The 12,405-nt window shown below is 69.5% G+C and carries 10 protein-coding genes; 1 reads left to right on the top strand and 9 read right to left on the bottom strand.

The features are described 5' to 3' along the window. On the bottom strand, window positions 1–1,107 hold the full coding sequence (locus DB32_RS16030; RefSeq protein ID WP_157069085.1) for an alpha/beta hydrolase family protein: 1,107 nt from the start codon (window positions 1,105–1,107) through the stop codon (window positions 1–3). Between the two features lie 134 nt (window positions 1,108–1,241). After that, window positions 1,242–1,955: a Bax inhibitor-1/YccA family protein gene (locus DB32_RS16025; RefSeq protein ID WP_053233337.1), complete on the bottom strand. Its 714-nt coding sequence runs from the start codon at window positions 1,953–1,955 to the stop codon at window positions 1,242–1,244. Between the two features lie 145 nt (window positions 1,956–2,100). On the opposite strand from DB32_RS16025, the gene DB32_RS16020 reads away from it, so the two are divergent. Then, complete coding sequence (locus DB32_RS16020) at window positions 2,101–3,030, top strand: ribonuclease Z (RefSeq protein WP_053233336.1); 930 nt, start codon at window positions 2,101–2,103, stop codon at window positions 3,028–3,030. A 24-nt stretch (window positions 3,031–3,054) separates the two neighbouring features. Here DB32_RS16020 and DB32_RS16015 read toward each other — a convergent pair whose 3' ends face one another. The 7 genes from DB32_RS16015 to nuoF are packed head-to-tail and all read right to left on the bottom strand — an operon-like array spanning window position 3,055 to window position 12,396. Continuing rightward, window positions 3,055–3,903, bottom strand: coding sequence for a hypothetical protein (locus tag DB32_RS16015; RefSeq protein WP_053233335.1), 849 nt, complete (start codon window positions 3,901–3,903; stop codon window positions 3,055–3,057). After that, window positions 3,903–5,411: an NADH-quinone oxidoreductase subunit N gene (locus DB32_RS16010; protein ID WP_053233334.1), complete on the bottom strand. Its 1,509-nt coding sequence runs from the start codon at window positions 5,409–5,411 to the stop codon at window positions 3,903–3,905. Before DB32_RS16010 ends, DB32_RS16015 begins: the two co-directional genes overlap by 1 nt. Then, complete coding sequence (locus DB32_RS16005; protein ID WP_075097533.1) at window positions 5,408–7,090, bottom strand: complex I subunit 4 family protein; 1,683 nt, start codon at window positions 7,088–7,090, stop codon at window positions 5,408–5,410. The genes DB32_RS16010 and DB32_RS16005 overlap by 4 nt, the downstream gene beginning before the upstream one ends. Continuing rightward, complete coding sequence (nuoL, locus tag DB32_RS16000; RefSeq protein WP_053233333.1) at window positions 7,087–9,948, bottom strand: NADH-quinone oxidoreductase subunit L; 2,862 nt, start codon at window positions 9,946–9,948, stop codon at window positions 7,087–7,089. The genes DB32_RS16005 and nuoL overlap by 4 nt, the downstream gene beginning before the upstream one ends. Window positions 9,949–9,972: 24 nt before the next feature. Next, a complete protein-coding gene (nuoK, locus tag DB32_RS15995; protein WP_053233332.1) occupies window positions 9,973–10,281 on the bottom strand; it encodes an NADH-quinone oxidoreductase subunit NuoK in 309 nt (102 codons plus the stop codon). A gap of 19 nt (window positions 10,282–10,300) precedes the next feature. Then, entirely contained in the window at window positions 10,301–11,005 is a 705-nt protein-coding gene (locus DB32_RS15990) for an NADH-quinone oxidoreductase subunit J family protein (protein ID WP_053233331.1), read from the bottom strand. After that, a complete protein-coding gene (nuoF, locus tag DB32_RS15985) occupies window positions 11,002–12,396 on the bottom strand; it encodes an NADH-quinone oxidoreductase subunit NuoF (protein ID WP_075097532.1) in 1,395 nt (464 codons plus the stop codon). Before nuoF ends, DB32_RS15990 begins: the two co-directional genes overlap by 4 nt. Between the last annotated feature and the right edge of the window lie 9 nt (window positions 12,397–12,405).

Raw genomic sequence — 12,405 nt, 5'->3', positions numbered from 1 at the left:
TCACTCCCCCCGTCGCAGCGTCACGCGGTCCGACACCGCGCTCGTCCCCTCGAGCACCGCCGTGACGCTCTGATCGCCGAGCACGTGACGTCGACCGAGCGCGAGCACGTACGTCGCGACGACGCGCTCCTGCTCGCCCGCCGGATCGTCGCACCCGAGCCCGAAGAACTCGTGGCACGCCCCCTCGACGTCGATCCACGTGAAGTCCGCGAGCGCGCTCGCGCGCTCGAATTGCACCTCGGCGCCCGACATCGTGTTCGCGTCGGCGCTGCCCGTCATCGCGAGCAGCGGGATCGAGACCGTCGTGTGGCCGGTCTCGCCGAACCAGTCGCTCGACACGATGCCCGCCATCGGCACCGCGGCGACGATGCGCGGGTCGCGCACGCCGGCGCGGAACACGTCGAGCTGCTCCTCGGTGCACGGCGTCTCGGTCGTGCAGCTCTCGCTCTCGATGCGATCGACGTCGAACGTCGCGCCCGCGCTCGCCCACGCGGTGTGCGTGCCGAAGCTGTGCCCGCTGAGCAGCAGGTGATCGGTGTCGGCGTCGAGCTCGTCGCGCGCGACGAACGCGTCGACCGCGGCGCGCACGTCGAGCGAGCGCAGGTAGTAGAGCGCGACGGGCCGGGGATCGACGTTGTCGAGCAGCGTGTTGCCGGTGTGATCGGGCGCGATCGTGATCCACCCGTGCGACGCGAGCCGACGGTGCAGGAACGCGCTGACCCCCGCGAAGCCGCGGTGGCCGTGCGAGTAGACGTGCACCGGGTAGCGGCCCGACGCGTGCGCAGGCTCGGCGGGCGTCGCGTCGGTGAGCACGTCGCGGTCGCGCACGAGGCCGCCGTACATCGCGGGCGCGCCGCTGGTGTCGAGCGTGGGGTACCAGACGTGCACCGCGATGGTGCGGTCGGCGTCGAGGCCGTCCGGACGATACGTGTGCTCGAAGCGCTGGTAGCCGACGCGGAACGGGCCCGCCTCGTCGAGCGCCCAGGTGAGCGGGTCGCCGACCTCGACGGGCCCGGCGTCGCGCTCGACGCTGGCGTCGGGTGGGTCACCCGAGGGGCTCCCACACCCGACGACCGCGACGCACGCCAAGAGGATAAGCCACTTCACGGGCGCGAAGCATCGTTGCAAATCCAACGATTCGTCAACGGGGGTCGTTCACGAATCGTCTCGCGACGGAACGCGACGGGCCCCGATCCGCAGTGCGGATCGAGGCCCGTCGTGGGGTGACGCCGCCGCGAGAATCAGCGCCGCGAGGCGAGGAAGATCCGGAGCACGTACCAGAAGAGCAGCGCCACCGACGAGAAGAGCGCCAGCGCCGCCGCGACGTGCTGATCGACGCGGTAGTGATGCAGCACGTTCGACGTGTAGTAGAGGATGTAGCCGCCCGCGAGCACGACCATCGCGCCCGAGAAGAGCACGCCGAGCGTGAACCCGAAGAGCGCGCTGCAGATGATCACGCCGAACGCGCCGAGCGCCGCGACGCCGAGGATTCCGCGCAGGAACGAGAAGTCGTGGCGCGTGAGGAACACGATGCCGGTGAGCCCGCCGAAGAGCACGAGCGTCACGAGGCCCGCGGTCGGGATCGCCGAGGGATCGATGAGCGTCGCGATGTAGAGAAGCGGCATGAAGATCACTGCCTCCGCGACGACGTAGAGGCCGAGCCCCGCGTACTGCATCGCCTGCCCGGCGTCGCTGCGGGCCCAGCGGTCGGCGATCCAGCTCACCGCGATGAAGCCGCCGAGCACCGCGAGCCAGCCGAAGCGGCCGGTGCCCAGGATGGTCTCCGAGACCATCTGCGCGATGCCCGTCATGAACAGCGCGGCCTCGAGGAACACGAACGCGAAGATCGCGCCGACGAGGTGCACGTACGTGCGGAAGATGAACCCTGCGCGATCCTCGACGGACGCCTGCGCCGCCGTGAACCCACCTGCGTAACCGTCGAAGCTCTGTTGCATGACGCCCTGCGCCTCCGCCTCGGATCGAGGCCCGAGTTCTACGCGCAGAGCTTCGAGCGTGTTCCCGGAGCGGTCAAGCGGAGCACGCCGCGTCCTTGCGCGTGAGACGCTCGGGTGTCACCAAAGGCGCCCCGCGAAGCACCCGATGTCCGCCCGCGAGCTCATCGTCCTCGGCACCTCGAGCCAGGTTCCGACCCGCTATCGGAACCACAACGGCTACCTGCTCCGCTGGGACGAGGAAGGGCTCCTCTTCGATCCCGGCGAGGGCACGCAGCGGCAGATGATCTACGCCGAGGTGACGGTCACGCAGGTGACGCGCATCCTCGTCACGCACTTCCACGGCGATCACTGCCTCGGGCTCGCCGGGCTCCACCAGCGCATCAGCCTCGATCGCGTCCCGCACGAGATCGACGTGCACTTTCCGGCGTCGGGGCAGGTCTTCTACGAGCGCATGCGCTACGCGTCGATCTATCACGAGGTCGGCAAGGTCGCGCCGCGTCCGATCCGCGGCGAGGGCGTGATCCACGAGACCGACAAGCTGACGATCACGGCGCGTCGGCTCGACCACGGCGTCGAGTGCTTCGGGTATCGCCTGCAGGAGCGCGACGGGCGCACGATGCTGCCCGAGAAGCTCGCCGCCGCGGGCGTGAAGGGCCCCGCGATCAAGCAGCTCATCCGCGACGGCTCGATCGAGATCGACGGGCGCATCGTGAAGCTCGACGACGTGAGCCTGTTCAAGCCCGGCCAGGGCTTCGCGATGATCATGGACACCCGCATGTGCGACTCGGCGATCGAGCTCGCGCGCGGCGCGGACCTCGTGCTCTGCGAGTCCACGTATCTCTCGAGCGAGGAGCGCGAAGCGCGCGCGCACGGGCACCTCACCGCGAAGCAGGCGGGCATCATCGCGCGCGAGGCGGGCGCGCGGCGGCTCGTGCTCACGCACTTCTCGCAGCGCTACGGGTCGACCAAGCCCTTCGTCGAAGAGGCGAAGAGCGTGTGGCCCGAGGGCGACGTGGTCGCGGTGCGCGACGGCGATCGCGTGTCGGTCCCGAAGCGCCTCGGCGCGACCGACTGACTGAGCTTCCCGCGCGCTGCTTCTTCAGAACGGGACGTTCGGCTGCGGTGCGACGTCCGCGGGCTCGCCGCGCGGCTCCGTCGGCGGCGCGACCATCGGCGACGGGCGGATCGTGAGCTCGACCTGGCGTGTCTCGCCGGGCTCGACGCGCGTCGTCACGTGCGCCTCGTGGAAGAGCGGGTGCCACGCGGTGATGCGCACGTCCTGGCCCGACGGGATCTCGAGGCGGAACCGGCCGTTCGGCTGCGAGACCGTGTGCACCGGGTGATAGAGCGTGATGAGCTCCATGCGCCCGCAGGGCGCGGCGAAGCCGCACTGGATGGTCCGCACGCCGCCTTGGTCGAGCGTGATCATCCGCGGCTCCGCGCGGAGGAGCGCCTGGAGCACGCCCTCGCCGAGCTCGGGGAAGAACGGATAGTCGGTGTCGTTCGAGAGCCGCACCTGATCGCCGCGCGTCGCCACGACGATCGACGGCTGGATGCGGCAGTCACGGATCGTGATCTCGTGCGTGACCGGCGGGCGCGTGGGCCAGCGCTCGTCATCGGTGCCGGTGCCCACGATCGACAGCCCCGCGAGGCCGCCCGTCTCGTCGGCGACCACGACCGGCGTGCGATCGATCTCGCGCGGCGGCGTGCAGCCCTCGGGGATCGCGGTGCGCCCCGGCACGACCAGCGGGTTCTGCGGGTACGTCGGGAGCTCGGTGCTATCCGCGAGGCGCACGATGCCTTCGACGATCCCGGTCGGCGTGTCGCCGTACGAGCCGGTCGAGGGCTCGGTCTCGGTCGAAGGCTCCTCGGGCTCGCGCTCGCCGCCGCACTGGCAGCCGCCCAGCGACGCGAACAGCAGCAGCGCGAGCGCGATCTTCTTCGTCATCAACCGAGGTTCTGCGCCGCCTGGAGCGCGAGGTCCAGGTACGCGCCGGGCGCGATGCCCATGCGCAGCACGAAGTACCCCGAGAGCACGAGCGCCGCCGCGACGTACCACGAGCGCATCGGCACCGCGACGGGCGCGCCCGGCTCGGGCTGCTTCATGAACAGGAAGACGATGACGCGCAGGTAGTAGTACGCGCCGATCGCGCTCGTGAGCACGAGGAGCACCGCGAGCCACACCATGCCGCCACCCGCGGCGACGGCGGCCTGGAGCACGTAGTACTTGCCGAAGAACCCCGCGGTCGGCGGGAAGCCCATCAGCGAGAGCACGCCGAGCACGAAGGGCACGGCGACGATCGGATGACGGCGGCCGAGCCCGGCGAGATCTTCGTAGCTCACCGCTTCCTTGCCGCGCGAGCCGGCCCAGATGAGCGAGCCGAACGCGAGCACGTTCGAGACGGTGTACGCGAGCACGTAGTAGAGGACCGACGAGAGCGCGCCCTCGTCCCAGCCGCGGCCTTCGCCGGTCACGCCCGCCGCCGCGACGCCGACGAGGATGTACCCCGCGTGCGCGATCGACGAGTACGCGAGCATGCGCTTGACGCTCTTCTGCACGATCGCCGCGAGGTTGCCGACGATCATCGTGATCGCCGCGAGGCCTGCGATCGCCGGCGGCCAGCCAGCCGCGTCCGCGGTGAGCATGTCGTCGCCGAACGCGACGAAGAACACGCGGATGAGCACGCCCACGACCGCCGCCTTCACCGCGACCGCCATGAACGTCGTCGCGGGGGTGACCGCGCCCTCGTACGCGTCGGGCGTCCACATGTGGAACGGCACCGCGCTCACCTTGAACGCGAGGCCGACGAGCAGGAGCGCCATCGCCACGAGCGTCAGCGGCAGGTCCGCGTCGCCCGCCTCGACCGCCGCCGCGATGCTCGGGAAGTCGGTGTGCCCGGTCGCGCCGTAGATCAGCGCCGAGCCGTAGAGCAGGATCGCCGACGCGAAGCTGCCGAGCAGGAAGTACTTCATCGCGCCCTCGGCCGCGCGCGGGCTCTGGCGGCGGAACGCCACCATGCCGTACGCACCGAGCGAGAGCGTCTCGAGCGCGACGAAGAGCGTGAGCACGTCGTTCGAGCGGCCGAGGGCCATCGCGCCGAACGTGCTGAAGATCAGGATGACGTAGAACTCACCGCGCTCGAGGCCGTGCTCGCGCAGGTAGCCGCCCGCGAGCAGCGCCGCGAGCGCCGCGCCGCCGCACACCGCGACGTCGATGAAGAGCGCGAGCTTGTCCGCCGCCGCCCAGCGGCCGAGCAGCGCCGCGCTCTCCGCGGTCACCGGCACGTCCCACAGGCCGAGCGCGAGCCCCGCGCCCAGCGCGAGGATCACGAAGGTGCCCATCGCGAGCTCCGCGCCCGTCTTCACGAACGCGTCGACCACCATGAGCGCGAGCCCTGCGAGCGCGACGAAGAGCAGCGGCAGGAGCGGGACCACCGGTCCGAAGAACTCGATCATCGCGCACCTCCGACAGCGGCCACACGCACGGTGTCGACGCTCGGCGCTTCCGCCGCTTCACCCTCGGGCGCAGCCTCGCCCTCCGCGCCCTCGCCTTCGGCCGGCGCGAGCTCGGGGAACGGGATCAGGCGCGGCGAGTCGTCGCGCCAGTCGGCGTTCCAGCGCGCGTTGTACTCCGTGATCATCTGGTCGACGGTCGGCTCGATCGAGTCGAGCATCGTGCTCGGGAAGAGGCCCATCCAGAACACCGCGATGACGAGCGGCACGAGCGCGATCACCTCGCGACGGTTCACGTCGGGCAGGCCCTCGTTGTCCTTCTTGTCCACCGGGCCCCAGAACATCTTGAGGACCGCGTGGAGCATGTAGACGGCCGCGAGGATCACGCCGGTCGCCGCGAAGAACGCGAAGAGCTTCTCCCAGACCGAGAGCTGATCCGACACGAACGTGCCGCTCAGGATCATGAACTCGCCGATGAAGCCGTTGGTCCCGGGCAGACCGACCGAGCTCATCGTGATGATCACGAAGAACACCGCGTACCAGGGCATCACCTTCGCGAGGCCGCCGAAGTCGGCGAGGTCGCGCGTGTGCCGACGGTCGTAGACGACGCCGACGAGGATGAAGAGCGCGCCGGTCGACACGCCGTGCGCGATCATCTGCAGCACCGCGCCGCTCACGCTGCCCGTCGTCATCGCGAAGATGCCGAGCATCACGAAGCCGAGGTGGCTCACCGAGGAGTACGCGACGAGCTTCTTCACGTCGCGCTGCACCCACGCGCAGATCGCGCCGTAGACGATGCCGATCACCGCGAACACCGCGAGGCTCGGCCCGACCCAGTGCGACGCGTACGGGAAGAGCGGCATCGCGAAGCGCAGGAAGCCGTAGCCGCCGAGCTTCAGGAGCACCGCCGCCAGGATCACCGAGCCGCCCGTCGGCGCCTGGACGTGCGCGTCCGGCAGCCAGGTGTGGAGCGGGAACATCGGGACCTTGATCGCGAACGCGAGCGCGAACGCGGCGAACAGCCAGATCTGCTCGTCGAACGTCAGCACCACGTGGCGCAGGTGCTCGAGCGAGAACGACCACTGCATCTCGGCGGGCAGCCCCGCCTCGAGCGCGAGCTGGTGGTAGCGCGTCGCGACGTAGAGGATCGCGACGAGCATCAGCAGCGAGCCGACGAACGTGTAGAGGAAGAACTTGACCGCGGCGTAGATGCGGTCCTTCCCGCCCCAGATCCCGATGATCAGGTACATCGGGATCAGCATCAGCTCCCAGAACACGTAGAAGAGGAACAGGTCGAGCGCGACGAACGCGCCGATCATGCCCACTTCGAGCAGCAGGAAGCTGACCGCGTACTCCTTGATCTTCGTCGAGACCGAGCCCCACGAGACCCAGAGCGCGATCGGCGTCAGCAACGTGGTCAGCAGGAGCAGCCACAGAGAGATGCCGTCGACGCCGAGCTCGTAGTGGATGCCGAAGCTCGGGATCCACTCCTGACGCTCGACGAACTGGTACGCGCCGGTCGAGTAGTCGCCGTCGAGCAGCCACGTCGAGACGAACAGCTCGACGAGCATGAAGAAGATGCTCGCGCGGCGGATCCCGTTCAGCCACTGGCGCGGCATGAACGCGATCACGAGCGCTCCGAAGAGCGGGATCAGAAGCAGTAGCGAGAGAAGGCGGCTCATCGCTCGGTCCTCGCGATCGGCTCGAGCTCGGTGTGGGGCACGCGGAGGGTCAGCTCCTCGCGCGCGCGGGTGAAGTTGCCGAACGCGTTGCGCACCTGGACGGTCGCGCGCGCTCGCACGGCGATGCGGAGGCCCGCGAGCCCGATGCGCGCGGTGTCTCCGGGCGAGAGGCGGAACGTGCCCGCCTCGCGATCCTCGTCGGTTTGCGTCCCGCCGCGCACCACCGCGTCGTTCGCGGCGAGCACGACCTGGCCGCCCTCGAGGCGCACGGTCGGCGGCGCGGGATCGCGCGGCGCGTCCTCGCCCTCGCCGGGCGCGCGCGCCCACTCGACGGGCAGTCGATCGACCGGCACGCTCGCGGGCTCCTCCGAGAGCTCGATCTCGATCGGCTCGACGTCGAGCGCGCCCGCCTCGAGCACCGCGACGAGGCCGTAGAACGCGTCGTCGCCGCCGTACGAGTGCGTCGCCGTGCTCTCGGTCGACCAGTCGGTGTCCCAGTCGCCGTCGCTGTCGAAGTCCCAGCGGTACTCGTACCCGGGGCCGCGATCCGCGGTCCAGACGACGTTCGCGTCCTGCGCCTCGCCGACGAGGCTCGTGTGCGGGTACGTGAACCACCAGATCAGCCCGGCCGCGCCGACCGTGAGGCCGATCGTGTACGCGTAGATCACGCCGTTCTGGGCGCGCGTGAGCACCCAGCCGATCCCGCGCGCAGCCTGCGCCGGCACCCACGTGAGCAGGCCGTCGACGAAGATGCGGTCGATGTTCGCCGAGACGACCGAGGTGCCGCGGAGCGGCCCCACGATGGTCTTCCCGTAGAGCTCGTCGACGCGCCACTTGTCCATCGCCCAGCGGTACGTGTCGACGCGCGGGTTCGCGCCGACGTAGAGCGCGAAGAGCGACATCGCGCCGAGCACGATCAGGCCGAGCACCATCGCGACGATCGCCGCGGTGTGGGTCGTCTGCGCGATCTCGAGGCCGAGCAGCACACAGAGCGCGACGCCGATGACGCCTCCCGCGATCACCGCGATGCGCACGATGAGCGTCTCGCGCTCCGGCGCGATCGCGTCGGCCTTGCCGAACCACGAGTACGCGAGCCCGATGCCGCCGAGACCGACCGCGGTGCCGACCGACATCGCGATCACGCCGAGCATCGTCGGGCTCAGCCCGCCTTCGTGTGCACCGGCCGCGAACGCCGCGACCGCGCCGTGCTCGCCCTCGTGCCCCGTGAGCCACGGCGACCAGAGGTTCCAGTGCACGTGCAGGACGTCGCCGAGCCAGTGCGGCAGCCCGAGGAAGCCGACGATGAGCGCGCCGGCCGCGAGCACCATCAGCGGGATCGTCACCGCGTCGCCCGACTCGTGCGGCTCCGCGTGGTGCTCGTCACCGTGCCCGTGCCCGTGATCGCCGGGCGCGTGACCGCCGCGGAACTCTCCCTCGAACGTGAGGAAGTAGAGGCGGAACATGTAGAACGCGGTCAGGAACGCCGCGACCGCGAGCATCACGAAGACCGCGTAGCCGACCCACCCGAGGTGCGCCGAGCCCTCGAGCGCGCCGAAGAGGATCTCGTCCTTCGAGAAGAAGCCGCTCGTCAGCGGGAAGCCCGCGATCGCGAGGCACGAGATCAGGAACGTCGCGCGCGTGCGCGGCATGTACTTCTTCATGCCGCCGAGCCAGCGGATGTCCGCGTCGCCGTGCGCGTGGATCGCGTGCATCACCGAGCCCGCGCCGAGGAAGAGGCAGGCCTTGAAGAACGCGTGCGTGAAGACGTGGAAGATGCCGGCCGCGAACGCGCCCATGCCGACCGCCGCGAACATGAAGCCCAGCTGGCTGACGGTGGAGTACGCGAGGATGCGCTTCATCTGCGTCTGCACGACGCCGATCGACGCGCCGAGCAGCGCAGTGAGCGCGCCGGTGACGGCGATCAGCGCCATCACGTTCTCGCTCATCATGAAGACGGGCGAGAGACGGCAGCACAGGTACACGCCCGCGGTGACCATCGTCGCGGCGTGGATGAGCGCGGAGACCGGCGTCGGACCGGCCATCGCGTCGGGGAGCCACACGTAGAGCGGCAGCTGCGCGCTCTTGCCGGTGCACCCGATGAACAGGAAGAATGCCGCCGCGCCCGCGATCGTGATCCCGATCGGGAACCCGCCGAGCTCGACCTGACGCTGGCCGTACTCGATCACGCCCGCGTTGATCTCGGCGAACTCGAACGTGTGCGCCGAGCCGAGCAGCAGGAACGTGCCGATGAGCACGCCGAAGTCGCCGATGCGGTTGACGACGAACGCCTTGCGCCCCGCGGCCGCGTACGCCGGGTTCTCCCACCAGAACCCGATCAGCAGGTACGAGCAGAGCCCGACGCCTTCCCAGCCGACGAACATCAGCGGCAGGTTCGAGCCGAGCACGAGGATCAGCATCGAGGCCGTGAAGAGGTTCAGATACGTCATGAACCTCGGGTACGACGGGTCGTCGCCCATGTACTCGGTCGAGTACAGATGGATGAGCGACGCGATGCCCGTGACCATCACGGTCATGATCCCGGACAGGTGATCCATCGTGAACCGCACGTTCACGGGCACCGAGTCCTCGCCGACCGTCACCGAGAACCAGCGGTAGAGGTCGAGCGTGATCGCCGTGTTGCCCGCGTGCTCACCCTCGCCCGCGAGGACGAGCATCGTGAAGCAGTAGAGCGCGAGCAGGAACGAGGTCGCGACGGTGCCGACGGCGACGCCGCTCACCAGGCCCTTGGCCGCGCCGCGACCGAAGAAGCCGTTGATGATCGCGCCGAGCAGCGGCAGCAGGACGATCCACAGCAGCATCGGCGCCGGGTTCGTCGGCAAGGAGAAGTCGAAGTCCATGGTCGGCTCTCGGCTCCGTAGACGTCAGTGACGAAGCAGGTCGGCGCGATCGCTCTCGACCGACTTCTTCAGGCGGAAGAGGCTGATCAGGATCGCGAGGCCCACTGCGGCTTCCGCCGCGGCCACTGCGATGACGAAGAACGCGAACACCTGGCCCACGTGAGACTCCGGATTCCACCGGTTGAACGCGACCAGCGTCAGGTTGACCGAGTTCAGCATGATCTCGATCGACATGAGCTGGAGCAGCATGTTGCGGCGCGTGAGGAACCCGAGCGCGCCGATGCCGAAGAGCACCGCGGCGAGCGCGAGGTAGGTACCGAGCCCGATCTCCATCGTCTGCTCCCTCTGCCTCTCACTCGGCCGGCGTCTCGCCGTCGCTCTCGTTGCCGATCTCGAGCGGATGCGGCGGGCCCTGGCCCACCGTCGAGATCTTCGCGGGGTTCAGCGAAGGCGCTTCCGCGTCGTTCGCGAACGGGCGCAGCGCCATGCGGCGCGCCTCGACGGGATCGGCCTCGTCCTTCTGCGCCGCGGTGCGACCGCGCGCCGTGCCGATCGCCGCGATGATCGCGACGAGCAGCAGCATCGACACGAGCTCGAAGGGCACCGCCGCCTGCCGGTAGATCGAGTCCGAGAGCGCCTCGACGCTGCCGAACTCGCGGCACGCCGGATCGCTGCCGTCGCACGTCGCGATCGCGACCTCGGGCGCGGTGGCCTCGCCGACCGAGAACGTGATCGCGCCCGCGAACAGCACGATCAGACCGCCGCCGATCGTCTTCATCACCCAGCCGCGGGTGTCGGCGCGATGCTCCATCGCGCCTGGCCCGATCAGCATGATGACGAAGACGAAGAGCACGACGATCGCGCCCGCGTAGACGATCAGCTGGATCGCCGCGAGCAGGTGCGCGTGCAGCGTCAGGTACAGACCCGCCAGCGAGATCACGTGCACGAGCAGCGCGATCGCCGAGCGCAGCGGGTTGCGCATCGTGACGGTCAGGACCGCGGCGATCGTCGCCGCGAACCCGCAGACCAGGAAGAGGAGCTCGCCGCTGGTGCTCATGCCGCCTCCCGCCGCACGAGCTGCGAGCGGATCGCCTCGTCGAGCCGCGCGCTCTGGGGGAGCCCCTTCTCCGCGGCCTCGAGGAACTCCTTCCGGAACTTCCGCACGAACGCGAGCATCGGCATCGCCGTGCCGTCCGCGAGCGCGCAGATCGTGTTGCCCATCATGTTGTTCGAGATGTCGACGAGCAGATCGACGTCGCTCGGCTTGCCGCGCCCCGCCGCGATCTGATCGAGCACGTTCGCGAGCCAGCCGGTGCCCTCACGGCACGGCGTGCACTGGCCGCACGACTCGTGCGCGTAGAACTTCATCAGGTTGCGCGACGCCTCGACCATCGAGACCGAGGTGTCCATCACGATCGCGCAGCAGGTGCCGAGCATCGTGCCGATGCCGCGATACGTGTCGACCGCCATCGGCACGTCGAGGTGCGACTTGCCGTGCCACTTGTTCAGCGGGTGCTTCGGGTCCTTCGCCTCGACCTTGTCCTGCTCGCGCAGGACCGGCGTGCTCGACCCGCCCGGGATGACGCCCTTCAGCTTGCGATCGGGGTGCAGCATCCCGCCGCCGAAGTCGTAGATGAGCTCGCGCATCGTGATGCCGACCGGCGCTTCGTACACGCCCGGGCGCTTCACGTGGCCGCTGATGCCGTAGAGGCGGGTGCCTCCGTCCTTCATCTCCGGCGGGAGCAGCGAGATGTTGCTCCACGCTTCGCCGCCCATCGCGACGACGTCGGGCACCGCCGAGATCGTCTCGACGTTGTTGACGATCGTCGGCATGCCGAACGCGCCCTTCACGGCCGGGAACGGCGGCTTCAGGCGCGGCTCGCCGCGCTTGCCCTCGAGCGAGTTGAGGAGCGACGTCTCCTCGCCGCAGATGTACGCGCCGGCGCCGGGGTGCACGTGGATGTCGAGCGCGTGCTCCTTGCCGAACGGACGCGCGCCGAGGAACCCACGCGCGTGCGCCTCGCGGATCGCCGCCTCGAGACGCGCGATCGCGAGGACCAGCTCGCAGCGCACGTAGATCCAGCACTTGTGCGCGCCGATCGCATACATGGCGATGATGCACCCCTCGATGAGGCGGTGCGGATCCTTCTCCATGATCGTGCGATCCTTGAAGGTGCCGGGCTCGCCCTCGTCGGCGTTGATGACGAGGTAGACCTCCTGGCCTTCCTTCTTCGGCGCGAGGAAGCCCCACTTCATGCCCGCGGGGAAGCCGGCGCCGCCGCGACCACGGATGTTGGCGGCCTTCACCTCCGCCTTGATCTGGTCGGGCGTCATCGAGGTGAGCGCCTTGCGCGCCTGCTGGTAGGCGCCCGCGCGCTCCGCCACCTCGAGCGTCCAGCTGCGAGCCAGCGTGTAGCGATTGCTGAGGATGTTCTGGTACGACGGCATGACTCTCCG

It is taken from the genome of Sandaracinus amylolyticus (assembly GCF_000737325.1).
GTDB lineage: Bacteria > Myxococcota_A > Polyangia > Polyangiales > Sandaracinaceae > Sandaracinus > Sandaracinus amylolyticus.
Note: the sequence above shows the minus strand (reverse complement) of the source record. Positions and strands in the feature narration are given on the sequence as shown.